Source organism: Paenibacillus sp. FSL R10-2734, assembly GCF_037963865.1.
Taxonomy (GTDB): Bacteria; Bacillota; Bacilli; order Paenibacillales; family Paenibacillaceae; genus Paenibacillus_AQ.
Map to the genome: position 1 here is coordinate 7,058,573 of NZ_CP150170.1, position 24,349 is coordinate 7,082,921.

Genomic DNA, 24,349 nt, shown 5'->3' on the forward strand with positions numbered 1-24,349 from the left:
GCTGTTATCCCTTCTTTGTCATGATTTTTCCGACACCCCACTGTACGATAAAGGCGAACACAAACGCATCTAATGCCGGAACGCTCGTTACCTGGAACCATCCAAAGCCATCTGGCGCTGCAGTTGTCATAAAAGCGAACAGAGTAGCTGCAACCCATACTGCTAAGGAACGAATCACCCAGTTTTTATTGCGATCTAGACCTTCAAAAGTAAATTTCTTTCGATCCACAAGCAAAAATTCGGACGTGTAGATCCCCCCGATTGGAGAGACAAACATCGTAATGATATTTAGGAAAGTCAGGAACTTATCATAAATGCCTAATACGGCAAGCAGCGTAGCAATAATGCCCGCCACCACCGTGATCAGCTTCTTCGGAACTTTCTGGAACACGACAGAGAATCCTAGCGAAGCAGAGTATAAGTTGCTTGTATTCGTCGTCCATTGGGCAAGCGTTAAGACAATAATTGCTGGAAGTCCAAGCCCAAGCGCAATGAAAATATTCGTTAGATCATCTGTATCCATAATACGAGATAGAAAAATAGCCACGATCGTCATGAAGCTGTTACCCACAAAGAAACCAATAAAGGCTGCCGTTATGGCATGCATCGGTGTACGTGCCCAACGAGCTATATCAGGTGACAGCACCGTACCAACAATAAAAATACCAATAACAAGCGAGATCGCTGTCCCCATCGGAATCGCTGAACCGCTAATCGGCTCCCAGGCTGCTGAAGCTCCTTTGGTATGGAACGCTGAATAAATAGCTACTCCGATAAACAGAACAAGCAATGGTACGGACCATGTGCTTAACCGTTCAATAGATCGATACCCCCAAATAGCCGTTGACATCATCAAGAGCCCGCCAAGAAACGAAAGCACGCCTAGGGACAAATTAATATTCCATAAATGACTAAATGCAGTCTGCATGTTCGAAGCGAAGAATCCGACCTGCACCCCAAACCAACCGAGTGAGAAGATACCGAGGATGACCGCTACGATACGAGCACCCATATTTCCGAATAGGAAACGAGAGATCATTGACGTCGACAACCCCGTTTTCGCGCCTACATACGCACACATGGCTCCTATTACTCCTAGAATCATCGATCCTATGATCGTCGCTGTGAGCGAATCTGAAAGATTCATTCCATTCCCAAGCTGTGCCCCCAAGAACATCGCCGATAGATCGATCCCGATGGCAATCCAAACGAGCGACATGGACAGCCATCTTTTACGCATATTTGCAGGAACAGGCTCTCTCTCAAAATCCCCCGAGCTTGAATCCTTACTCTTCACTTGACTTGCTTCTGCCATTCTCCCCATCCCCTTGTTGTTATCTTCTTCTGCTGTTTTATGAGGACGCCCCATTCCAATACATTTCAAACGCATGGTTCAGTTTACGCTCATATATTCCTTTAGAAGTGTAATAGAAATATTGCATACTTAATCCATCCATCAAGTTGAGAAAAGCATCTACGAGAAGCTGCACGGATTGATCGCGAATTACTCCCTCCTCCATCCCTTTCGAGATGAATTGTTCAATGATCTTCGTCAGCATCGCGTCGGACTCTAGGAATGCTTCCTCAATCGTTTCCTTTAAGAATGCCGGTGGGAAGACCACATACCTCAGTACAATTTTGCTTGCTTCAGGACTCTTCTGATAGAACTCATACTGTCTAGACAATATGCCTCGTAGACTTTCCTGCGCACTCAGTACTTTCTGTTCTTCCGTTAGCTCTTGAATATAAGTGTTATAGGACTGCATAGCCTCACGAAAGACCGTCATAAACAAATCCTCTTTATTCTCAAAAAAGGCATAGATCGCCGGAGTCTTCACACCAACTTCCTTCGCAATTTCAGAGAGAGCCGTACCCTCGTAACCCTTCTCTCCGAATAGTCGCATCGCTACTTCTTTCAACTTGTTTTTGGTCAAGACATTCCACATCCTTTACTTACTTAATTAACGTTAATTAAAAAACACTATACATCTTTATGCATAATAACTCAATGATTTTCATAAAAAAATAGCCATCGATACATACAAAAAAGCCGACCAACATCAGGATAATCCCTGAATTATGATCAGCTGAACGGTGAACTGGGTTTACTTTAGAAGCAAAGTTGTTAATTTAATCTTTCATCAAACATTAATTGAATTTGAATACCGAACGGGTCTTCAATGATACCATAGGCTTTGCTAAATACATTGCTAGATAAGGGCGTAATGATTTTTACTCGGTCATCTGTAATTAAGCTACTATAGAAGTGTTCAATTTCCTCTAGGTCAGCACTTTGAATACATAATGAAGTGTTATTACCCACTGTATAATTCTCATTCGTATTCATGGTATCTTCTGCTATCATTATTTTTGTTTTTCCGATTAACAGGACAGAGTGAGTAATATAATCCTTATTTTCGTCCGTAAGCTGTATGGAGCTGTCACGTTCTGCGAGTTGTTGATAGGTAACACGTAACAATTCCTCTGCATTAAAATGCTTTTTGTAAAATTCTATAGCTTCCTTTGCTCTTCCCTTCATGGATAAGAAAATAGCTACTTCTAGTGTTGTACTCATAGTGTAAATCTCCTTCGTATATTTGATATGTGATCTTAAACTTATTATCATATATAAAGGTATCAAAACATGACACCTTTATAAGGAGCATTATATATGAAGAAATCCGAACGCTTACCTGACATGATGAGATACTTAAACAGTCGGGAATTTTTTAATTTAAGTGACCTCATGGATAAATACAATATTTCAAAAAGCACAGCGCTACGTGATATTAGTTCCTTAGAACAATTAGGTATGCCCATTTATTCGGAGCATGGTAGACACGGACGTTATGGACTTTTAAAAAATAGATTGTTATCCCCTATTATTTTCACGATGGATGAGGTGTATGCACTGTACTTTGCCATGCTTACATTAGAGTCTTATCAATCTACACCTTTTCATTTAAGTGTTAATAAGCTAAACGAGAAGTTTGAGCACTGTCTATCAAATACACAAATCAACCAGATTCATAAAATGAAAAAGGTCCTACAATTTGAAATGTATCAGCATAAGCATGTTAGTCGTTTTTTAGATAAAATTCTAGCAAGTATTCTGAATGAGAGTGCCTATAACATTGAATATACAAAAAATAACCAGACCAAAAGCTACGCTGTTCAATTTTTCAAAATTTCCGCGAAGTTTGGTCAATGGTATGCTGCTGGAATAGAGTTGGATTCGAATAAACATAGAGTTTTTAGATGCGATCGAATCACCTTTATAGCGGAAGAGGAACGCACAGCCCACTATTCTATAGAAGAACTTCTTAGTCGTTCATTAGAATTTTATCAATCCGAGAACAGTATTCACTTTGAAGTTGAGATTGCGGAGCAAGCCAAGGATATTTTTTATAAAGAGCATTATCCCTCTATGGAAATAGAAGCTGGCTCGAAAACAGTCATAAAGGGATTCTATAATCCAGGCGAAGAAGATTTTCTAGCTAATTATTTCATGCGTTATGGTCAGTATGTTAGAGCGGTGAAGCCTGAATCCTTGAAACAAATAATTCAGGATAAGCTAGAACAACTCTTAACTCACTATGGAAAATTATAAAGCTACTCAAAAGAGGTAAAAAACACATCTTGAAGAATGGCCTTAGCTTTCTTAAGATTGCGTGTATCAAGTTGGTTAAGCATGTCTACGATTTGACTCATTTCATCGATTTCCATTGCCTCAAGAGATTCTCCAACATTTAGTAGTTCTTCTTCAGCAACCGATTCCGAATGAACCCATGAGGCTTCCAAAGTATCCTCGAACGCTTGGATCAGAAATAACAATTCATCTGTGTTATATCTCTGTAGAAACCGATTTATCCCTTTATTCATCTCCTTATGTAGAGCCTGATGCAAAACGAATATTTCTTTCCCTAGAGGTGTTGTAAGAAACAGCACTTCTTTTTTATTATCGGGGAGAAACTCCGTGCGAATAATTTGCTGCAGAACTAATTTTCTAGTGATTTTGGACACGCTACCTTTCGGAATTCCGAAATGCTTCGAAATGGTAGTGCCATTCACCGGCTCAAGCTGTCCAATTGCATCTATTACATGCAGCATCATGACTGTGGAGTCTTGGAGGAAATCAATGATAAGGGGATTACTACAGTTCTGAATCAACCACGCCTTCTCTTCATCATCCTCCGATTGAAATCGCTTTTGTAATTGGGGAATCATCTCTATCAGTTTTTTTATCAAAATATCCTTATTAGGTAAGTTCTCGAAAGAATGCGTCACTGTTAAGTCTCCTCGTAAATTCATCTTATGCTCATTTTAACAAGACACCGCTCATAAATAAAGTTTCCTAGAAATAATATTGACAACAAGGAAACTTAAAACGTATTATTGTTTCCATAGTTAATATTTTATTTCTAGGAAACAATAATACGTAAAGAAGGTATTTATATGAATGTCTTAATTATTTTTGATCATCCATATGGAGCATCAGCGTCCGAGAATATCCCACATCAGCGAAGCTATTCCGCAGCCTTATTAGCCTCCGTAATGCGAGGTCTTACCACCAAAGGTCACACGATTGATCTTATCGATCTGCATGCCGATGGATTTGATCCAGTCATGTCGCGCGAAGAACTTGCTGCTTGGCGGCAAAAGAAAACCACCGACCCCCTAGTCGCCAATTATCAGCAACGGCTTATGGCAGCAGATCATATCGTCTTCATATTCCCCATTTGGTGGGAGGCCATGCCCGCTCTCACCAAAGGCTTTCTTGATAAGGTATTCGCGAAAGGCATTGTCTACGAGGAAATTAAACCTGGACGGCCCTTCAAATGCTTGCTCACGAATCTTAAAGGAGTGTCACTGCTGACCGTAATGAACACTCCCGACTTCTTTTATCGCTGGATTTTTGGCAACCCCATCACCAAAATTCTGTTCAGAGGGACCTTCCGCAAAATGGGAATACGGAAGAACCTCCGTTGGAATAATTATGCCGGGATGTCAGATCGCAGCTTAGAAGAACGGGTGAAGCATCTTAATAAAACAGAACAACGTTTTGCACGACTAGAGTAGATTAGATTACTGAAGCTGGAACTGATTTCGAGAGCTGAACATCGAGCTTCTTCGCCTCCCTAAGCACCAGCAATCCGATGAATAAGGATACAACACCAATAATGATCAGCAGTGCTCCCAGCTCCTGACTGTAGACTGTTAACGCCCCATCCCGATAAGCCATCCCGCGTATAAGGCGATTAAGCCAGTTCATCGGCAATGCCCAAGCGGAAATTTGAAAAAACTCCGGAAACGCTAATGGGCTCAATTGGATCCCAGTGGCAAGAAACGACGGATACAATACGAAATTAGTTCGTAAATTAACTTTGGATACGTCTTTGGCAGTATAACCAATCAACAGGCCCATAAGTGACAGAGCAAAGGCATACACAAACAGCGGAATAATAAACAGATAAGGCTCTGCTTCAAAGCGCATTCCCCCTTCCTGCCGCAAGCGAGGGACAATTGAGCCAGCTGCGCTTGTTGTAATCATCAGCACCACAATATTCACAAACCCAAGTACCATAAAGCCGACATAACTCGTGGTCGGATTAAACAACATACGCTGCTGCAGGGACAACGGAGGAACAAACCCTTTAGAGGTTTCGGCATCCATACCTTTCTGAATCAGACGGGTCATAGAAAGAGTCATATTTTCAGTCTGGATGACTTCCTGAATCGCGGTTCGGATGCCGGTTAGACCTGATGGCATGGTGTTATCCATTAAGATGCCGAGATTCGTTGATATCCCCTGCTGCTGACGCAGCTCCAACTCTTTAGGAAGCGTGATGACCGCGACCGCCTGCTCATTTGCCAGTAATGTTTCTGGATCTAGGCGGCTAGCGTACACATTGGTTACTTTCATATAAGGAGAAGCATTTATTTTAGAGATGAGCTGTCGTGAATACGAGCTGTGATCCTCATCAATGACTACAACATGCGATTCACTGATTTGATTCTTCGAGAACATTAAGCCAAAAAATATAGCCGCGATAAGCGGGCCGATAAAGATCAGGCGCAAATACTTACTACCCGCCACGTACTTCCACTCGTCAATCAGTGATTTCATCGAGCTTCACCTCCGCTGTCATCCCCGGAAGCAAATCAGCATTCGCATCCATAGCTATACGGACAAGAAACATGCTTAAATCGGCTTGCCCTTTTTCACGTGACATGCGTAAGCTCGCAAATTGAGGGGCGGCTGCGATGGAAGTAACGACACCCGTCACCTCACTTGGATGGTTCAAATACGGAAAATGAACGTCGATACTTTGATTCACCCTTAGCTTTTGGATTTCGCTTTCCTGTATGTAAAGGTCTGTATAAAAGTTGTTTTTTTGCAAAACCGCCATTGGCATTCCTAGCTGTATTTGATCTCCCGGCTTTACAACAATCCTGTTGACCGATCCGTCCTCCGGCGCGAGTACATCTGTTTCTCCTTCTTCAGCGGATTTAACCTTGAACAATACCTCTCCCTGTTTTATAGAATCACCTACAGCCACACTGACCTCTACAATTGACCCTGGACTGTTCTGATAAAATATAGTCTTTTGCTCTGCATCAAGAATCCCTTGTTTCCTGCTCTCAGCTTGACTGACAGCATCCTTTCCTTTTATGGCAAGTAGCGAACCTCCAACGATTAACGCAATCGCAATTCCAATATATAAACCTGCTTTTATCTTCATTTCCCACTCTCTCCCCTTACCATTTTTTTAGCCGTATTTTCGGCAGCCTCCATAATCACTTCTCCCAATGTGGGATGAGGGTGAATGGTCATCGCCAAGTCCTCTACAGTTGCTCCCATCTCAATAGCAAGGGCAAGCTCCGACACCAGTGTAGATGCTTCTACTCCAACAATTTGGGCACCAATAACGATTCCCGAGGTTGGGTCCGCTACAATTTTGACGAACCCTTCCGTTTCCCTCAAGGCCAATGCTCTCCCGTTAATCCCAAAAGAAGATTTGCCAATAACCAGTGGGATGCCTTTTGCCTTTGCTTCTGTTTCACTTAAGCCAACACTGGCCAGCTCTGGATCAGAAAAAACAACAAGCGGAATGGCTCTATAATCAACCTCGGAGGAAAGGCCTGCAATGGCTTCTGCCGCAATCTTGGCTTCGTAGGATGCCTTGTGAGCGAGAGTCGGGCCTGCCGTAATATCTCCAATTGCAAAAATATGCGGGATAGCTGTTCTGCACTGTTCATCTGTCTCAATCAACCCCCTGCTCGTCACTGGTAAACCTATACGATCCAGCCCTAAATTGCCGTCTGTATTTGGTTTTCTGCCGACAGTGACTAACACAAATTCCGCCGTCACATGCTGCTGCTCCTGATTTTTCAAATAATGCAGTGTGATGGCGTCTGCACTCTGCACTACGTTCACAGCTGTTGCTCCGGTAATCATCTTAATCCCATCAGCTTTCAACTGCCGGATAGCAGGACTCACAAGCTCCGTCTCAAATCCAGGCAGCACTTGATCTCCGCCCTCCAGAATCGTTACCGTTGTTCCAAACTTGGCATACATTTGCCCCAGTTCAATACCTATATATCCACCGCCTATAACTACTAGGCTAGTTGGAATCGCTGGGAGCGCTAAAGCTTCTGTGGAAGACAAAACACGTCCGCCAACTGGAAAGGCTTGCAGCTCAATCGGACGTGATCCTGTGGCTAAGATGGCATTTTTAAAAGAAATACTTTGCTCTTGTCCAGACTGACTGATAATAGCGGTATGCTCATCAACCAATCTGGCCTCCCCTTCCAAAATGCTCACACCTGCAGTCTTTAATAAATTGCCAACTCCACCTGCCTGCTTATTCACAATTCCTTGCTTGAAATCCTGAGCATTCTTAAATGACACTGCCGCATCCGCAGAACTGAACGGTCTAAGCAACTCGTAACGATGGGATTCAGCAATTAATGCTTTGGAGGGAATACACCCAACATTAGTGCAGACCCCACCAAGCTGATTGCGTTCAACAATCGCCGTTCTCATTCCAAGTTGTGAAGATCGCAGCGCCGCCACATACCCACCCGGACCTGAGCCAATGACCAACGTTTCTACGAACTCAAGCTTCCCCATCTCCTGATACCTCCTGTTAATAGTTATTCTAAAATATGATGATCGTAATATATTATTACCATCATATTTTAGGTCCGTCAACAACCGTATTTAGTCTTTCATGAGCCATCCATTCTCAGAATCGTTAAATTGACAGGCTTTATTATGATGCATATAATATTTTAAAAGAAGAATTATGAATCTATGGAGTGATTATGATGCCCTATCCCAAAGGCCATAAAATAAAAGTGAGAAATACGATTGTTGAAAGTGCTGCCCAGGCTTTTCGCGCCCATGGTATTCATGATGTAAGTGTTCCGCTCATTATGAAGGGAGTCGGATTGACTCACGGTGGGTTTTATTCACATTTTGACAACAAAGAACAGCTAGTAGCCGAAGCCTGCCGGTATGCCATCAGCGATACCATCGCACTACTGCAGAAGGTCGCGGACCAGGAAGAGCAGCACCCCAAAATCAACGCTGTCATTGATTATTATTTAAGTCCATATCACCGCGACAAAACCGAGATGGGCTGCATTATTCCTGCCCTCTCTGCCGAAATAGCCCATTCTTCCGAAGAAGTTCGGCAAGTATTCACGCAGGAAATGGAGCGGATGGTTACCTTCATCTCCACTCTGGCTGAAATTGACGCGTCCAAAGGTAACGCACTGTTCAGTACCATGGTTGGCTCTCTTATTCTTGCACGGACTGTAAATAATCCTGAACTGAGCGACAGCCTTCTTTCGTCAGGCAAACGGTATGCTAAAGAGCTAATTATGGCCTAGACACAAAAAAAAAACCCCAACAAATGAATCCAACTCAGAGAATCTTCGTAATATTATGAATTAAAGATAACTGAGGGGTGTATCCAATGAACGAGCAGTATGCAGCAAGGGTTGAATTGTTCGCAGAGAACGCGCAGAGGATCAAAAAGGCTTTTCCTTGGCAAAATGCAATGGTTAGCCGTTTGGCGGGGTTACTGTACACAGCAGAGAATAAAAGTGCTGATGAGGATGCGATTCGCGCGAGCCATGAGCTCATTAAAGAAAATACCGGAATATTTTCTTCGTTTAGGGGTAACTCGGCAATCAGCATTGCTACTATGCTCTCGCTTTCTGCTAACAAGGAGCAACAGCTTGCAAACACGCTGACCGTGTACGACTTATTAAAAGACGTCAAATTCAGAGCCTCTGATTATCTCGTCGTTGCCGCTTATCAGATCGCCGCTAATACGACAACAGATCAGTATCAGCGTACGGTAGAGCGTGCAAAGATGTTTTACGATAGTATGAAAGCGAAGCATCGTTTCCTTACTGGACATGATGATTATATCTTCTCTGCTATGCTCGGCCTTTCCGATATTGACGTGGACAGCGGCATAGACCGGATGGAGCAGCTTTACACTACACTAAAGCCTGAATTTATGTCGGGGAACAGCGTGCAAGCTCTGACACAGGTATTGGTTCTTGGAAAAGAAGCTCCAGAAGCAGCGGATCGTGTACTGGCATTACGAGATGCGTTCCGTGCACATGGCATCCGGTTGGATAAGGAATTTCCCCTTTCCTCGCTGGGCGTGTTATCTTTGCTCCCGTCCAACAATAAGGACATGGTTACGGAAGTCTCAGAGACCTTCGATTTACTTCGTACCAAAAAAGGCTTTGGCAACTGGTCCATTGTAAAACAGGAATTGCTACTGCTGTCTGCTGCGCTGGTAGCCTTCAAATATGTGGAAGATGTGCAAAATGGCATCGTAACCTCGATGCTCTCCACCAGTATCACCAATATTGTGATCGCGCAGCATGCGGCTCTTGCTGGGGCTGCCGCCGCCGCATCCGCTGCGGCTATAGCTTCTTCTTCGAATTAAATGAACAGCGAGGGAAGACATGGACTCGATACAACGCATCACCACTAGAAATGAAGAATGTTTATACCCTCTACTGAATATTTGGGAATCATCTGTGCGCCATACGCATCTTTTCCTGTCTGAACAGGACATTGATGTGTTGCGTCCACTGGTTTTACAGGGGATGGAGCATATCAGTCATCTGTTTGCTTTTATAGATGATCATGACCAATCGCTTGGTTTCATAGGGGTTCAGAATAACAAGATTGAAATGCTGTTCGTAGAACCTACTGCAATGGGAAAAGGCATCGGCAAATCGCTCGTAGCTTATGCTATACAGGCACTGGACGTACATTACGTTGATGTAAATGAACAAAATCCGCAGGCTAAAGGTTTTTATGAGCACATGGGTTTTCAAGTTTTTGAGCGTTCAGCACTAGATGAACAAGGAAATCCTTTTCCTATTCTGCATATGAATCGAAAGTAGATTTCACTTATAATGAGACTTCTAATTGTAAAAAAACAGAGTAGCGATTCTCCGGTTTGAGAATCACTGCTCTGTTTTTTTGTGTATTAGTGTATGTGGTTCACCTACACCACGAAATCATCGTTGCGGACCCAGATGACGTTATTTGCGTATTTCCAGCTTTTTTATCAGCGTTTCGGACTCCAGCGACACTATTCCATAGAAAAAGACTCATTTGGGAGGTTTTTCATGCCAATAGTGGCTATGCGGTCCGATAGCATTCCAATTTGCGGTAATTACTGCATTTAAGGTCATCTGTGTCCGATAGGCGCTGCTTCAAAATCGCAATTGGGTTCGAAACAAACGAAGTTTGTTATGTTAGATATTATTCCACCGACTTCAACGCCTCAATCATATGAATCCGTTTGAGCTTGATATGCATGAAAGCCATGACTACGCCCGAGAACAACAGTGTTAAGAGTGCGGCATAAATATAGCTTGGCCACTTGATGATCGGAGCGAACATCGTCGCATCCAGCTCCGCTGTATTCAGGACAAAGCTGTGTAGAACAATACCAAGACCCGATCCGACCACAATGCCGAGTAAGCTCAGCAGCATATTCTCGCGGTAAATATACATCGTTACTTCCTTATCATAAAATCCCAATACCTTGATGGTGGACAGTTCCCTGATCCGCTCAGAGACATTGATATTAGTCAAATTGTAGAGGACGACAAACGCCAGAGCAGCAGCCGACACAATGAGCACTAAGGTTACAACGTCCATACTCTTCATAGTATCGTCGAAGGCAGTGCCTACGCTACTAGAGAAACTGACCGCAGCAATACCCTCATTGTCCGTTAGCTTCTCGCCGAAATTGTCTTCCCATTCTTTATCCTGCGAGGCATAGTTCAGCCGCTCTGTGTTGAACACCGGTTCATGTCCGAATACGGAAGCGTAATATACAGGTGTCATATAAACATAGTGCATGACATAGTTCTCTGTAATCCCCGCGACCTCAATCTTGAACGTTTCATTGTCCTTGTCCAGCAAGGTCAACTTATCGCCGGGCTTAAGTCCGTACAATTTAGCCAGCTTCTCCGAGATAATAGCGCCCTCGTCCGTAAGCATCTGCCTTTCTCCACTTGTACGATCCCGTAGCTCCACAAAATCGGATATAGAATCAACGGATGCAGGAATGAACAGATGAACATCCTGATCATTTACACCACTGCTGTGCGCGGTCATCGTTTCCTGTGCCACACTTAGTGTCCCAGTGATGGCCGACTCGCCATTGATTAATTGTTCGTAGGCATCCCGCACATCAGCAGGCACATCTTCATGTAAAGCTACAAGTGCATCATATTTCATAATCGTGCCGAACTGCTGTCCGGCGATGCTACCGATCGAGTCTTTTAGACCAAAACCAGTCAGAATCAGCGCCGTACAACCGGCCACACCAAACACAGTCATGAACATCCGCTGTTTATAGCGGAATAAATTACGTGCGGTAACCTTCTGAACAAAGCTCAACCGTTTCCATACAAAAGTAACTCTCTCCAGTAAAATCCGCTGCCCGCTCTTTGGTGCCTTCGGACGCATCAATACGGAAGCGTTGCTGCGCAGTTCTACCCGAGAGGCAATCCAAGCCGTTAAAGTAGTGCAGATTAGCGCGACTATGATGGAAATGATGGAATACGAAGGATAGAAGCTTTTGATAAGATCCGGCAGATTATAAAGCGAACTGTACGCATTATAGATAATGGTTGGAAACATGGTAAACCCGAGCGCAAGCCCCGCAACCGAAGCCGTCAAGCTGGCAAGCGTACCATAAACCAAGAATTTGGCCATAATGTCACGGTTGCCATATCCAAGCGCTTTAAGTGTCCCGATCTGCAAACGATGCTCCTCGACCATTCGAGTCATAGTCGTCAAGCTGACCAACGCAGCAATCAGGAAAAAGAATACCGGGAACGCACTCGCAATGGCCGACAACCGATCAGCGTTGTCTTTATATTCTGCATACCCTGGATTGGCGTTTCGGTCAGTGACGTAGACCTTGGGTAGTCCCAGTTCTGCAAGCTTCTGCTCCCCTGCGGCCAGTTCCGTCTTGGCTGTGGCCAGTCCATCAGCAATGGCTTTCATGCTTGCAGCCTGTTCCTGCTGCACCACTTCTGGCTGGCGCTTTAAATCGGCGAGCTGCTGCTCGGCGGCAGCCACCTTGCCACGTCCACTGGACAGCTCTTTCTCACCTTCAGCCCGCATCTCCGCAAGCCGAGCTTCCGGCACGCCGGACAGCGCCTGCTCTACTGCCTTGGTATGCTGTTCGATTAATGCCTCATACTTTGGTGAATAAGCCTTTACACCAGCTGTATCCTTAAAAGCCAGATAGGCTTCCGTATAAACCGGGAGCTTGAAATCTGACTCCGGGATCGCTGCGAATGCATCCGCCGTCCCTTTGCCAATCCCACTGGTGCCACGGGTACTCTTCTCAATAAACTGTGGGCTCCGAACAAAGCCCACTACGGTATAATTCAGTGTCTCGAAGTTATTCGACATCTCCACATCCGTACCGTCTCCGCTGAATGTTACTTTGTCACCTAGTGCATACTTTTCGACCAGCTTGTCATCCAATACGATTTCTCCGGATTTTTCTGGAAGGCGACCTTCAATGATGCTGTACTGGTTAAGCGGCTTATCTCTATTATAAGAATGGACCTTGAGTATCAACGCATTATCGCCGCTGAACACATCCGCACTGTAACCCGGCTGGACCTCATCGATCCCCGGTACATCGCTCAGCAGATCTACGTTATCTTCGGTTAGACCATAGTTGGTCTGTACCTTCAGATCCATCAGTCTCGTCTCTTGATAAAAGGTTCCGGCTGTATCCAGCATATCTGGGCCGGCCGCCTTGATGCCAGAAAAAAAACTAACACCTAGCATAATGATTGCAAAGATCGAAATAAATCGGGCTTTGGTATGCCTAATTTCACGAAAAATATCTTTCCACAACGCGCGCTTTTTCATAGATGCCTTCTCCTTACCATTCGATATCTTCAACAGATACTGGCGAAGGATTGGTTACCATCTTCCGTACCTTAGCATTGTTAATCTCAATGACCCGATCCGCCATTGGCGCAATCGCCAAATTATGTGTGATTACGATGACCGTGGTCCCTGTGTTACGGCAGGTATCCTGAAGCAGCTTAAGCACCTGCTTGCCAGTATTGTAGTCTAACGCACCTGTTGGCTCATCGCATAGGAGCAGCTTCGGCTGTTTAGCCAATGCTCTGGCGATAGCGACGCGTTGCTGTTCACCGCCAGACAGCTGAGCCGGAAAATTATCCAGCCGCGCGCCCAGTCCCACATCCTCCAGCACCTTACGCGCATCTAGTGCACGCGGTGAAATCTGAGAAGCAAGCTCAACATTCTCCAGTGTAGTAAGATTGGGCACTAAGTTGTAGAACTGAAACACAAAACCTACGTCATTGCGGCGGTAGCCCGTCAACTCCTTAGCACTGAACTTGGCAATGTCCGTACCGTCTACAATGACCTGGCCTTCGTCGGCAGAGTCCATCCCACCAAGAATATTAAGCACCGTCGATTTGCCCGCACCGCTGGGACCGACAATCACAGCAAACTCACCTTTATTTATCTCAAAATCAATTCCGTCATTGGCAACGATCACACTCTCACCCATTTTGTAACGCTTGTACTCATCTTTTACAGCAACAAAGCTCATTTCTCATCCTCCTGTCTCTATCCAAACCAAGCCTAATCACTTTACATTGTTTCAGTTTATCATAAATAGAACGCCCAAGCCCGAATGGCAAACCCTCATTACTCAAGGTAAAATTCACATCATTAATAAGTTCATTTTCTTGTAACAATAATGTAACAAGGAAATTTTACCGTAAACGATACTTAGTCATTTGATAGTGTTATAATCACCTTGATTTATTCATTCTTAACAGGCAAGAGTGAAAGAACAAACAGAAACAGGTGATCAGATGTTCGAACTGAAATGGCTTTGGCAGAACTTAGAGGGAAACCGGACACGGTACATTCTTGCGCTCTGCCTCTCGGTGGTGGGCTCAAGTCTTACGATTGTGAACCCTTACATCAGTCAGCGCATTGTGGATACGTTTATAGCGGGTGACAATGCCCTGCAGAATCTTACACAAGAACGGCAATTATTAATTATGCTCTGCCTGGGCATGATTGGATTTTCTCTACTGCGCACAGGACTTGCTTATTTTACAACCATGCAGTACGAAAGATCCTCGCAAAACATGATGTACAATATCCGTATTTTTTTGTACAACAAGATTCAGGGGCAAGACAGAGAATATTACGACCGTAACCGAACCGGGGATCTCATGACCAAGATGACCGGGGATTTGGACATGGTTCGTCACTCGATGGCATGGATTTTCAAAACGATCATTGAATCGATAACGATCTTCATTGCTGCTGTTATCTATTTTTTCACCATAGATGCTCAGCTGACGTTGTGGATGCTAATCCTGTCACCACCCATTTTTATTGTGGCTTACATATTCGCTAAACGCGTTCGTCCAATGTATATTGACCTGCGCGAGCGGTTGTCCCAGCTTAACACAACTACACAGGAGAATATTTCAGGCAACCGTGTAGTCAAGGCTTTTGCCCGCGAAGAGTTCGAGGTCGAAAAATTCACAGAGAAGAATGTCAACTATTCTACGGCGAACAAAAAAGCCGCCCTTGTATGGCTTGATTATTTCCCTTATCTGGAATCCTTCGCTCAGGGCTTCAACGTCATTCTTATGTTGGCGGGTGGCTTGTTCCTAATGAACGGCCGGATCACCTTCGGTGAATTTACAGCTTTCTCCTCGCTCATATGGGCTGTGTCCAACCCTATGCGCAACATCGGTATTATCATCAACGATATTCAGCGCTTTTTTGCGAGCTTGTCCAAAATCGTTGATATTTATTACGCAAAGCCTAATATCGTAAACGAGCATGCCTCTGCTAACAAACGCCGTTACGAAGGTCGTATTGAGTTCGATCATGTTCGCTTCAAATTTGACAGCGCTATCGTACTTGACGATGTTAGCTTTACCGTCGAACCCGGTGAAACCATAGCGATCATGGGCTCGACCGGATCAGGTAAAACAACGATCATCAACCTGATTCCTCGTTTCTACGACGTAGCTGAAGGGCGCGTACTCGTCGACGGCGTTGATGTCCGAAAGCTGGAGCTCGATGAGCTCCGCGATAATATCGGCATGGCGACTCAAGATGTGCTCTTGTTCTCAGATACTATCGATGGAAACATCGCCTATGGCAATCCTGATCTTCCGGAAGAAGATGCAATAAGCTTTGCCGAGCTCGCTGCCGCACACGACTTCATTACCAAAATGCCTGAAGGTTATGATACCGTTGTTGGGGAACGCGGAGTCGGTCTGTCCGGAGGTCAAAAACAGCGTATCGCATTAGCACGTGCCTTGGCCGTTCGCCGTCCGATCCTGATTCTGGATGACACGACTTCTGCTGTCGATCTTGAGACGGAGGAGCATATTCAGAAAAGTCTACGCGAGCTGGAATATCCTTGCACGAAGATTATTATCGCGCAGCGTGTATCTACGACCGCGCAGGCTGACCGTATTCTTATTCTGGATGGCGGGAAGCTGGTTGAGGAAGGCACCCATGCCGAACTGCTAGCGAAACGGGGCTACTACTACGATGTGTTTAAACTGCAGAACGAGGGTATTGGAAGGCAGGTGACCGCAAGTGGCACGGAATAAATTCGACGTCGATGAGAATCTGGAATCGCCGTTTAATATAAAACACTTCCGGCGTGCGATGGTTTACATCAAACGAAAGAAAACACCAATGATTGTTGCATTTATACTCAGTGCGCTTTCAGCGGCCATATCATTATCAGCTCCACTGATCATGCAGCATGTGATCGACGTGACCATTCCGGCAAAAGCAAAGCTTGCGCTACTGGGCTGGGCAGGACTGATGCTTCTGACCATTGTAGTCAGTGTTTATCTAGCTACCATACGTTCACGTATCATGACGAGTGTTGGGCAGGATATTATTTTTGATATTCGTACAGATTTGTTTAAGCACCTACAAGAGTTGCCCTTCAAATATTATGACGACCGGCCGCAGGGCAAGATTCTCATCCGGGTCGTAAACTACGTTAACGCCGTTTCAGATGTGTTATCCAACGGTATTATCAACTTTATTCTAGAAATCGTGAATCTGCTCTTTATCGCAGCCTTCATGTTCGCCGTTGATGTACGGCTCTCCTTTGTCATCCTTGCAGGATTGCCAGTCTTCTTTGTCATCATGATGCTGATCAAAACTCGGCAACGCCGGGCTTGGCAAGCAGTGTCCAACAAAAGCTCTAACCTGAATGCCTATTTGCAAGAAAGCATCAGCGGTATTGGTGTGACGCAAATGTTCTCCCGGGAACAACGCAACGAGGGAATCTTCACACGTCTCGCGGGTAATTTCCGTACAGAATGGATGAAGGCACAACGTTACAACCTGCTTATTCCGTTCTCCGTAGACAACTTATCTACGATCGTTACATCATTGATTTTCCTTGTAGGCCTACTAACACTTAGTCCTCAAGACATGACCCTCGGTGTCATTCTGGCGATGAGCAGCTATGCTGCCCGCTTCTGGCAACCGATACTGAATCTTTCGAACCTGTACAATAACTTTATCAACGCTGTTGCCTATCTTGAGCGTATCTTCGAAACGCTGGATGAGCCAGTTACCGTCAGTGATATTCCGAATGCGAAGTCACTGCGACCTGTAGAGGGCCATGTCACCTTCGACGATGTAACCTTTGCATATGACCCAGGACTCAATATTCTGGAGAATATCTCCTTCAAGATCAAAGCGGGAGAAAGCATCGCGCTGGTGGGACCAACCGGTGCAGGCAAAACTACGGTCGTCAATCTGATCTCGCGCTTCTATAATATTTCCAGCGGTAAGATTCTTATCGATGATCAGGATATCTCGCAGGTTACGCTGAAATCCCTGCGCAGCCAGATGGGGATTATGCTACAGGACAGCTTCATCTTCTCTGGTACGATCTTGGACAATATTCGTTACGGAAAACTCGATGCGACTGAAGAAGAAGTGATCGCTGCGGCGAAAGCCGTGTGCGCCGACGAATTCATTCGTGAATTTGATCAGGGCTACCTGACAGAGGTCAACGAACGTGGCTCCAAGCTGTCTCAGGGACAGCGGCAGCTCATTTCGTTCGCTAGAACACTTTTGGCTGATCCACGCATTCTAATCCTGGATGAAGCCACTTCTTCGATCGATGCGAAGACTGAGCGTTTGCTGCAAAAAGGTCTGAATGAGCTCCTTAAAGGACGTACCTCATTCATTATCGCGCATCGCTTGTCCACCGTAAAAAACTGCGACCGCATTATGTATGTGTCCAACAAAGGTATTGCAGAAAGCGGCTCACATGATGAGCTTATCGCACAAAAGGGCCTTTATCACCGCCTCTATACAGCGCAGAAGATGGAAGCTTAATTATGGAATAGTAAACCGTCAGACTATGGCAGATTACACGCCATGACAAAGTGAGACCCACAAGAAAAACACTTTAAAAAGTGAACTTCTTGTGGGTCTTTTGTGTTTTATCCTATTTTATTGTGTATAGACTAATAATGCCTCTTGGTCTTTGACCAGCATCAGCTTATTCCCCGAAAACGAAATAATCCCTAGCTTCTCAAATTTACTGAATTTCCGGCTAATGGTTTCACGCGTTACACCGACGTAATTGGCAATCTCTTCGCGAGTAATCGGAAGCCGAACTAAAATACCACCGTTGCTGCTTTTACCGAACTTGTTACAGAACTCCAATATGATCGCGGCCACTCGAATATCTGGATCCTTGGTGGCTAGATTCTTAGCAAGATTCTCAGTATGTGCCATTCGTTTCGTTACTTCGGTTAATAGCTTCATCGCAATCCCAGGGTTATCCTGCATGATTTGATCCATCGATTGCTTGGTAAGGATACAAATTTCCGTATCATTAATTGCTTGAACACTGAAATTATGAAGTTCATCTGGATTAAAGATATGCAATTCCCCAAAAAAATCTCCGCTGGTTAATAGATACAGAATTTGCTCTTTTCCGTCGCTCGTATACTTTGATACCTTAACCTGCCCACGTTTAACAATAAACAGTTTGTCAGACTTCTCACCCTCATGAAACAGCATTTGACCTTTTCGGTACTGAATATGGTTGATCATACGAGAAATCTTCATGATTTCATCGCAAGATAATGACTGGAAAATGGGGACCCTGGACGGGCAAGGCACCTTACCAAGGGTAGTATGATTACAAGAGTACTCACTCATATTTCATCACCTTATCCTAATTAATATGTTTAGCGTAACACGAAGAGAGAGCTCCAATAGTGATTGGAGACACAAACAAAATAAAACTACTCCAGCCTGATTCACGAATTCAGACATGAAGTAGTTCTGTTAATTGAGGGGTACAAATTTTTGTTAAAAATAAGCTCTAGTCATTGTTCTTCGTATTCAGCAAATTTTTCTTTACCTTCTCCACACACAGGGCATAACCAATCTTCTGGTACATCTTCAAAAGCTGTGCCTGGCTCTACATCCTCGTCCGGATCGCCTACTGCGGGATTATAAATGTAACCACATGGCAGACAAATATATTTTTTCATTGTTAATCTCCCCTTATGAATGATTTTTTACGTACGCCATTACTTCGGCAATTGATATTCCATCGAGGTGTAGACCTTCAACGGAAGCTTCACTAATAATTGCAGCTTTGTATGGAGCCGAAGCTACTACTGTATCCTGCGAAATCACACCAACAATTTGATTCTTTTTCAAAAATAATCTCGTATATTTATCTTCATTATCTACTAGTGTCTTGTCGCATCGAGACGCATCCACACAACCCATTGAGAACAGGTTTAGGTCAAAGGCATTAAACAATGTGAGCGGAATGGTTGTGTTATACGTTGCAGTGGCTCCAGTCGCCATATTCTGACCTGCAATAGCACCTTGTGCCATCGCACGATCCCATAGACCTTCCACTGTACCCTTCCATTCCGTAATATCACCGGCAGCATAAATATCAGCAACGCTTGTTTCCATGCAATCATTAACCTGAATTCCACGATTCACCTGAATTTCAGTGCCCACTGCTAAAGCAATATTCGGAGTGATTCCGATGGCATACGATATACTATCGCATGGAATCACTTCGTTATTCACCTTGATTCCAGTAACAGCTTCATTACCTACGATTTCTTGAATGGTTGCTTGTAATACAACGTTTATGCCAAACGATTCAATTTGAGCTTTTAATTTGGCACTCATCTCTTCATCTAATTGATTAGCCATTAGACGTGAAGCCACTTCTAGGATGGTAACTTTTTGTCCTGCTTTATGAAGGGACCATGCCGTTTCCAAGCCTTGAATTCCACCGCCGATGATCGCTACCTGCTCTTTATCCTCGATGTAAGCTTTAAAAGCATCTGCCTCATGACGCTCACGGATACAGAACACCCCTTGCTTATCAATGCCATCCAACGTTAATTTACGATTATTAGAACCTGCACAAATTAGCAGCTTATCATAAGAAATGCGCTCACCATCAGATGTTTCAATCGTATGCTGATTAGGATGAATAACCTCAATTCTCTTATCAGAGATCACTACGACTTGTTGCTTCTCGAACCATTTTTCTTTCTTAATGAGAACTTTGTCTGCATGTAAATCTGCGAACAAATCTTTGGACAATTTGATTCGATTATAGGGTAAGCCTTCTTCAGCGCCGTAGATGTGAATAGTTCCTTCTGCATCATAATCGCGGATGGCCTTTGCTGCAGTAACCGCTGCGACACCAGTGCCGATAATAACGTAATTTGTACTCATGTTGTCACCCACTCCGTTTAGATTGCGCTCTGCAATAAATCTGTCACGAACTCAGTAGCATGTTCAATTTTTTGCAATTGCTCATTTTTCGGTGTGAAGCGAATACGGATTGGGAATTCCACATGTGTCATACCTGTCGTTTTAATGACTTTCGAGGTACTCTGTACATCCATATTCGTCTCGTTAAGGTAATCTTGGATGACTTCAATCGCTTCACCACTCCAGCCATAAGAACCGAATGCAACAGCAAGCTTACCTTCCAAGTTCATCTCTTTTAGCTGAATTAATAATGGCTCCAGGTTACCAACCATGTCGGCATATTTCGTCGAGCCGCCGATGAACACCGCATCAGCAGCCTGAATGCTTGTGATCATGTCGGCCATGTCCGATTTATCTGCATTAAATACCGTCGTTTGAATTTGATTTGCCTCAAAAATCGACTTCATTTGTTCTGCAACCTTTTTGGTATTGTTCTTAATCGTGGTATACACAATCGTTACACGTTTATCTTCGATGGTGTTCGCGCTATACTTGTCGTATATGTCAATGTACTTTTGAATATCGTGACGTAGAATGTAACCATGTGAAGGACAGATCATTTGAATGTCCAAGCTTTCTAGTGCAGTAATCAATGTACGAACATAACGACGGTGTGGGTGAATGATCGCGTTGTAGTAGCCAACGAATTCGTCGGTTATATCATAGCCGCACTCGTCTTCGAACAATGCTTTAACAGCAACGTGGGAGCTAAAGATATCGCATGGGAACAAAATCTTGTCTTCAACACAGTACGTGATCATTGTTTCTTCTGTATGCAGATAAGGTGTTTCTTTGAATAACAATGTTTTTCCACCGATATCCAATGTATCGCCATCTTTCACAACTAAGAAGTTACGGTGATGGAGCTTGTACATCTCTTTCAACTCATCAACGGCCTTCTCCGTACATACAATGGTTGCATGCTCTGCTCGGCCAGATAATGCAGCCAAACCTCCGGAGTGGTCAGGTTCTGTATGATTAATTACGATATATTGGATTGTGGCTGGATCGATCATCTTACTCAAGTTTTCGACGAATTCACGACCGAATGCCAAATCAACAGCATCAATAACCGTCGGCTTTTCTGTATTAAGCAAGTAAGAATTGTATGTTGTACCGCTAGACAGAACGAGACGGTGGAACGGAACCTCCCGATCGTCGATTTTACCCACCCAATAAATGTTATCTGCAATCTTGTTGTTACTCATTATATATACCTCCATTGGCTTGTAGTTTGTTGTTTGTTTTTTGCTATGAACATAGCCTAATGGATTTTCAAAAGGTAAAGCAGGATTAGAATCACACTTCGCAAAATGTTTAGCGTTAACCACGAGCAACCACTATTTTCTGATGAACAAACTCCACAGTTTGGCGAAGCATTAAACAAGCTTGGAAATCTCTTTTAGCTCCAACTTTTTTAAGAATCGATTGTTGGCGATTAAGCTCTTCACTCTCTTCGTTACATTAGGCCCTTTAGGTGTACTACCTCTTCTATTCAGCAAGATCCATCTAAGACAAGCCCATGCTTCGAAGACTTCAAGCTCTTCCTGATCTATATCTATTTCCAATAAATAAGCAGAACGAAACACTTCAGCGTAACGCTCGGAAATGTGTATTTTCAGGAGAACAAATGACCATTCAAAATCATATCTAGGGTCTCCCAACTGGCCGTTCGTCCAATCGATGACGGTATATCGCTCCTGTTCCTCTACAATATTTCCTATGTGAAAATCTCCGTGAATGATACGGTCCTGCTTCATTGGAGTTTGCTCCCTAAGAGAAGTCACTGCATGGTTAAGGTCTGCGTGCTCTCTCGCTTCAGGGAAAAAGTAATCGATGAAATCATACTTAGGTAGCTCTATATGTTCAAGCTCTTCAATGTGAATTTGATGTAGTTTGGCTAAAATATTCGCAAGCTCTTTCATTTTCTTATCATTCACTTTATGAATTGGTGTCCCGTCAAAGCTTGTTAACAACACTTTATCTCCATTCGGATCGATCCCCCAGCCTACTGGTCTAGAGACGGCTACCCCTCGTTCGAACAGAATATCCAATAACCGATATTGAGACTGAACATCCGGTTTAGAGCTCTTACTCCAAGTTTTCAAGACATAACTCTTCTGATCTAAACTGATCTTTAGGACTTCAGCTTCAAAGCCATGATCCATAGCATGCGTGGTTAAGCTCTCTTCTTGCGGGAGTAAGTCGTTCAGGATCTCGTTGTGTTCTAGCCAATCTACGACACTTATAGGGGGTTTCAAAAGTGGAATGCCTGCTACGATCTCAATCAGATTCCCTTCAGGGTCAGCCACAACAGCTTCACGCAACCCATAGGGCTGAGAAATAGGCTCTTTTATAGGAGTTGCTCCTGCCTTCACCAGACGATCAAATTCCTTGTCGACATCTTCAGGAGAGGGAACGCCAAAGGAGACTTCCATAGTCCCATTTAAACCATTGGGATAGCCTAGTTGTGAGATACCTACTACATCCCGCTGACACAAATTAAAGAACACACCACTCTTCAACTTGACCCCGGTAAATACATCACCATCCCATTCTATAGCCATATTCATGACGTCCCGATAGAATGTAACCATCTTTCCCATGTCCTTTACAAAAAAAGTGATCGCACCGATTTCCATAAGATCCTCCTACTATTCTAAATTATTCCTTTTCTAATCGTAGACATAGTAACATAGGCAAAAAAATATTGAAATGAACTATAACAATAATAAAAAGCTCTGTAGAAACTCTACAGAGCATAATAGCGATCATTCGCTGGGAATCTAGTAATCTGTTTAATGGATTTCATAGCCAACGGTAAATCTGAAACCGCACAACTCATAGCCGATCTGAGTATATAATCGAATGGCTTTCTTATTGTCTCCATGCGTACCCAAGGTGGCGATAGTTTTGCCCTGCTTTTTTAGATAATCCAGTGCGGTGCAGATGATGGTACGAGCGACACCTTTTTTCTGCCATTCAGGAATGACGAATACATTCTCCGTTGCACTTCTCTCGTCGGTGATTCTCCAGGTTGAGGTGTTGCCGATCAATTGATCGCCATGAAACGCACAGAAATTAACGATTTCGGGTGATCCCTGCATCCATCCCAAATGATTTAGGCTCCACGCCACACCATCAAAGGAAGCAAGTTCTGCTTGACGATATTTCTCCTGATTTTCACTATCATTCAGAGTAGTTGGCTTCACAAGAACACCTTCTGGTAAAGGGTACTCAGGAATCTCTCGGCTCAAGTCAAATTTATATACGACAATCGTATCGCAGATCGTAAATCCACGTGCTAGACAGAAGCCCAACTCTTCCAGATTATCCGTGTCGATATATTGAGCCATTATTATACGTTTTTCTTGATGCTCAGCTTTAATTTCTCTAGATCGTTCGATCAATGCTTCAATCAGTGCAGCTTTGATACGTTCGTCCTCAGCGTTCTCCGCAAATATGATTTCGTAATTAAGATACCGTTTGAAACTTGAGTCTTCGTCATGCCCAGCCGCATGAAAGGTATCATGCTCCATCAGATGAGCAACGGCCAGAACCTCTTCGTCCCCACTCACTGCGCAGAACATATTTCGCTTATCCAGATCGCCATGATACAGATATAGCATTTTCAAAACAAAATCCAGGCTTTCGATTTGCTCCGCATCTTCATCCTTCGGATTTCTGATTACAAAGTCCTCCATTAATAAACATCGTCTCCAATCTTTTATGGTGCTGCAAATGATTTATTAGTTAAATAATGGATGATACAGGCCACGCTCAGCAAGGGAGAATTTAGTTATAGTCATTGTTGCACAATGTTTGGGTTCGCTAAGCTGTCTTGATGCCTGCTTCGACAGTGTAATCCTAATCCTCTGAAGCTAACGGACCCAGATGCCGCTATTTTCGTAATTTTAGCTTCTGCAGCTTCGTTGTAGACTC

General features: G+C 43.9%; 22 protein-coding genes. 7 read left to right on the forward strand and 15 right to left on the reverse strand.

Annotated elements, in window-relative coordinates; translation table 11 throughout:
* Window positions 1-4: 4 nt before the first annotated feature.
* The 3 genes from NSS67_RS30645 to NSS67_RS30655 all read right to left on the reverse strand — a co-directional run bounded on the left by NSS67_RS30645 (window position 5) and on the right by NSS67_RS30655 (window position 2,575).
* Window positions 5-1,390 (reverse strand): cytosine permease, encoded by a 1,386-nt coding sequence (locus NSS67_RS30645; protein WP_339317556.1) that lies wholly within the window; start codon window positions 1,388-1,390, stop codon window positions 5-7.
* Entirely contained in the window at window positions 1,353-1,934 is a 582-nt protein-coding gene (locus NSS67_RS30650; protein WP_339317557.1) for a TetR/AcrR family transcriptional regulator, read from the reverse strand. Before NSS67_RS30650 ends, NSS67_RS30645 begins: the two co-directional genes overlap by 38 nt.
* Before the next feature lie 191 nt (window positions 1,935-2,125).
* Window positions 2,126-2,575 carry a VOC family protein gene (locus tag NSS67_RS30655; RefSeq protein ID WP_339317558.1) on the reverse strand — a complete coding sequence of 150 codons (450 nt, stop codon included), beginning with the start codon at window positions 2,573-2,575 and terminating at the stop codon, window positions 2,126-2,128.
* A 96-nt stretch (window positions 2,576-2,671) separates the two neighbouring features.
* On the opposite strand from NSS67_RS30655, the gene NSS67_RS30660 reads away from it, so the two are divergent.
* Window positions 2,672-3,610, forward strand: coding sequence for a YafY family protein (locus tag NSS67_RS30660; RefSeq protein ID WP_339317559.1), 939 nt, complete (start codon window positions 2,672-2,674; stop codon window positions 3,608-3,610).
* A 2-nt stretch (window positions 3,611-3,612) separates the two neighbouring features.
* Here the strand turns inward: NSS67_RS30660 and NSS67_RS30665 are convergent, their stop codons facing one another.
* Entirely contained in the window at window positions 3,613-4,287 is a 675-nt protein-coding gene (locus tag NSS67_RS30665) for a MarR family transcriptional regulator (RefSeq protein WP_339317560.1), read from the reverse strand.
* A gap of 168 nt (window positions 4,288-4,455) precedes the next feature.
* Between NSS67_RS30665 and NSS67_RS30670 the strand changes: the two genes are divergently transcribed.
* Window positions 4,456-5,079, forward strand: coding sequence for an NAD(P)H-dependent oxidoreductase (locus NSS67_RS30670; RefSeq protein ID WP_339317561.1), 624 nt, complete (start codon window positions 4,456-4,458; stop codon window positions 5,077-5,079).
* A 1-nt stretch (window position 5,080) separates the two neighbouring features.
* Here NSS67_RS30670 and NSS67_RS30675 read toward each other — a convergent pair whose 3' ends face one another.
* Genes NSS67_RS30675 through lpdA form a run of 3 tightly spaced genes read right to left on the reverse strand, consistent with a single transcriptional unit; the run spans window position 5,081 to window position 8,134 of the window.
* Window positions 5,081-6,127, reverse strand: coding sequence for an ABC transporter permease (locus tag NSS67_RS30675; RefSeq protein ID WP_339317562.1), 1,047 nt, complete (start codon window positions 6,125-6,127; stop codon window positions 5,081-5,083).
* Window positions 6,111-6,743: an HlyD family efflux transporter periplasmic adaptor subunit gene (locus NSS67_RS30680; protein WP_339317563.1), complete on the reverse strand. Its 633-nt coding sequence runs from the start codon at window positions 6,741-6,743 to the stop codon at window positions 6,111-6,113. The genes NSS67_RS30675 and NSS67_RS30680 overlap by 17 nt, the downstream gene beginning before the upstream one ends.
* Window positions 6,740-8,134, reverse strand: coding sequence for a dihydrolipoyl dehydrogenase (gene lpdA, locus NSS67_RS30685; RefSeq protein WP_339317564.1), 1,395 nt, complete (start codon window positions 8,132-8,134; stop codon window positions 6,740-6,742). The genes NSS67_RS30680 and lpdA overlap by 4 nt, the downstream gene beginning before the upstream one ends.
* 197 nt (window positions 8,135-8,331) lie before the next feature.
* Between lpdA and NSS67_RS30690 the strand changes: the two genes are divergently transcribed.
* The 3 genes from NSS67_RS30690 to NSS67_RS30700 all read left to right on the forward strand — a co-directional run bounded on the left by NSS67_RS30690 (window position 8,332) and on the right by NSS67_RS30700 (window position 10,443).
* On the forward strand, window positions 8,332-8,898 hold the full coding sequence (locus NSS67_RS30690) for a TetR/AcrR family transcriptional regulator (RefSeq protein ID WP_339320752.1): 567 nt from the start codon (window positions 8,332-8,334) through the stop codon (window positions 8,896-8,898).
* An 86-nt stretch (window positions 8,899-8,984) separates the two neighbouring features.
* Window positions 8,985-9,977: a DUF4003 family protein gene (locus tag NSS67_RS30695; protein ID WP_339317565.1), complete on the forward strand. Its 993-nt coding sequence runs from the start codon at window positions 8,985-8,987 to the stop codon at window positions 9,975-9,977.
* 19 nt (window positions 9,978-9,996) lie between these two features.
* Complete coding sequence (locus NSS67_RS30700; protein WP_339317566.1) at window positions 9,997-10,443, forward strand: GNAT family N-acetyltransferase; 447 nt, start codon at window positions 9,997-9,999, stop codon at window positions 10,441-10,443.
* A 364-nt stretch (window positions 10,444-10,807) separates the two neighbouring features.
* Here the strand turns inward: NSS67_RS30700 and NSS67_RS30705 are convergent, their stop codons facing one another.
* Both NSS67_RS30705 and NSS67_RS30710 read right to left on the reverse strand, forming a co-directional pair.
* A complete protein-coding gene (locus tag NSS67_RS30705; protein WP_339317567.1) occupies window positions 10,808-13,453 on the reverse strand; it encodes an ABC transporter permease in 2,646 nt (881 codons plus the stop codon).
* Between the two features lie 13 nt (window positions 13,454-13,466).
* A complete protein-coding gene (locus NSS67_RS30710) occupies window positions 13,467-14,168 on the reverse strand; it encodes an ABC transporter ATP-binding protein (protein ID WP_339317568.1) in 702 nt (233 codons plus the stop codon).
* 238 nt (window positions 14,169-14,406) lie between these two features.
* Between NSS67_RS30710 and NSS67_RS30715 the strand changes: the two genes are divergently transcribed.
* Together NSS67_RS30715 and NSS67_RS30720 are read left to right on the forward strand one after the other, a co-directional pair.
* A complete protein-coding gene (locus NSS67_RS30715; RefSeq protein WP_339317569.1) occupies window positions 14,407-16,212 on the forward strand; it encodes an ABC transporter ATP-binding protein in 1,806 nt (601 codons plus the stop codon).
* Window positions 16,199-17,974: an ABC transporter ATP-binding protein gene (locus tag NSS67_RS30720; RefSeq protein ID WP_339317570.1), complete on the forward strand. Its 1,776-nt coding sequence runs from the start codon at window positions 16,199-16,201 to the stop codon at window positions 17,972-17,974. The genes NSS67_RS30715 and NSS67_RS30720 overlap by 14 nt, the downstream gene beginning before the upstream one ends.
* 117 nt (window positions 17,975-18,091) lie before the next feature.
* On the opposite strand, the gene NSS67_RS30725 is transcribed toward NSS67_RS30720, so the two are convergent.
* The 6 genes from NSS67_RS30725 to NSS67_RS30750 all read right to left on the reverse strand — a co-directional run bounded on the left by NSS67_RS30725 (window position 18,092) and on the right by NSS67_RS30750 (window position 24,111).
* The gene (locus NSS67_RS30725) at window positions 18,092-18,808 is read right to left on the reverse strand and encodes a Crp/Fnr family transcriptional regulator (RefSeq protein ID WP_339317571.1); all 717 of its coding nucleotides are present in this window, start codon (window positions 18,806-18,808) and stop codon (window positions 18,092-18,094) included.
* A gap of 170 nt (window positions 18,809-18,978) precedes the next feature.
* Window positions 18,979-19,146 (reverse strand): rubredoxin, encoded by a 168-nt coding sequence (rd, locus tag NSS67_RS30730; protein WP_339317572.1) that lies wholly within the window; start codon window positions 19,144-19,146, stop codon window positions 18,979-18,981.
* Window positions 19,147-19,159: 13 nt separating this feature from the next.
* A complete protein-coding gene (locus tag NSS67_RS30735; RefSeq protein ID WP_339317573.1) occupies window positions 19,160-20,368 on the reverse strand; it encodes an FAD-dependent oxidoreductase in 1,209 nt (402 codons plus the stop codon).
* 17 nt (window positions 20,369-20,385) lie between these two features.
* A complete protein-coding gene (locus NSS67_RS30740) occupies window positions 20,386-21,615 on the reverse strand; it encodes an FprA family A-type flavoprotein (protein WP_339317574.1) in 1,230 nt (409 codons plus the stop codon).
* Between the two features lie 171 nt (window positions 21,616-21,786).
* A complete protein-coding gene (locus NSS67_RS30745) occupies window positions 21,787-23,049 on the reverse strand; it encodes a phosphotransferase (RefSeq protein ID WP_339317575.1) in 1,263 nt (420 codons plus the stop codon).
* 156 nt (window positions 23,050-23,205) lie between these two features.
* A complete protein-coding gene (locus NSS67_RS30750; protein ID WP_339317576.1) occupies window positions 23,206-24,111 on the reverse strand; it encodes a GNAT family N-acetyltransferase in 906 nt (301 codons plus the stop codon).
* Window positions 24,112-24,349: the final 238 nt, after the last annotated feature.

Coding starts and splice junctions, on each gene's coding strand:
- NSS67_RS30645 (WP_339317556.1), bottom strand. CDS start 1,390: ATGCGTTTGAAATGTATTGGAATGGGGCGTCCTCATAAAACAGCAGAA.
- NSS67_RS30655 (WP_339317558.1), bottom strand. CDS start 2,575: ATGAGTACAACACTAGAAGTAGCTATTTTCTTATCCATGAAGGGAAGA.
- NSS67_RS30660 (WP_339317559.1), top strand. CDS start 2,672: ATGAAGAAATCCGAACGCTTACCTGACATGATGAGATACTTAAACAGT.
- NSS67_RS30670 (WP_339317561.1), top strand. CDS start 4,456: ATGAATGTCTTAATTATTTTTGATCATCCATATGGAGCATCAGCGTCC.
- NSS67_RS30675 (WP_339317562.1), bottom strand. CDS start 6,127: ATGAAATCACTGATTGACGAGTGGAAGTACGTGGCGGGTAGTAAGTAT.
- NSS67_RS30680 (WP_339317563.1), bottom strand. CDS start 6,743: ATGAAGATAAAAGCAGGTTTATATATTGGAATTGCGATTGCGTTAATC.
- lpdA (WP_339317564.1), bottom strand. CDS start 8,134: ATGGGGAAGCTTGAGTTCGTAGAAACGTTGGTCATTGGCTCAGGTCCG.
- NSS67_RS30690 (WP_339320752.1), top strand. CDS start 8,332: ATGCCCTATCCCAAAGGCCATAAAATAAAAGTGAGAAATACGATTGTT.
- NSS67_RS30695 (WP_339317565.1), top strand. CDS start 8,985: ATGAACGAGCAGTATGCAGCAAGGGTTGAATTGTTCGCAGAGAACGCG.
- NSS67_RS30700 (WP_339317566.1), top strand. CDS start 9,997: ATGGACTCGATACAACGCATCACCACTAGAAATGAAGAATGTTTATAC.
- NSS67_RS30705 (WP_339317567.1), bottom strand. CDS start 13,453: ATGAAAAAGCGCGCGTTGTGGAAAGATATTTTTCGTGAAATTAGGCAT.
- NSS67_RS30710 (WP_339317568.1), bottom strand. CDS start 14,168: ATGAGCTTTGTTGCTGTAAAAGATGAGTACAAGCGTTACAAAATGGGT.
- NSS67_RS30725 (WP_339317571.1), bottom strand. CDS start 18,808: ATGAGTGAGTACTCTTGTAATCATACTACCCTTGGTAAGGTGCCTTGC.
- rd (WP_339317572.1), bottom strand. CDS start 19,146: ATGAAAAAATATATTTGTCTGCCATGTGGTTACATTTATAATCCCGCA.
- NSS67_RS30735 (WP_339317573.1), bottom strand. CDS start 20,368: ATGAGTACAAATTACGTTATTATCGGCACTGGTGTCGCAGCGGTTACT.
- NSS67_RS30740 (WP_339317574.1), bottom strand. CDS start 21,615: ATGAGTAACAACAAGATTGCAGATAACATTTATTGGGTGGGTAAAATC.
- NSS67_RS30745 (WP_339317575.1), bottom strand. CDS start 23,049: ATGGAAATCGGTGCGATCACTTTTTTTGTAAAGGACATGGGAAAGATG.
- NSS67_RS30750 (WP_339317576.1), bottom strand. CDS start 24,111: ATGGAGGACTTTGTAATCAGAAATCCGAAGGATGAAGATGCGGAGCAA.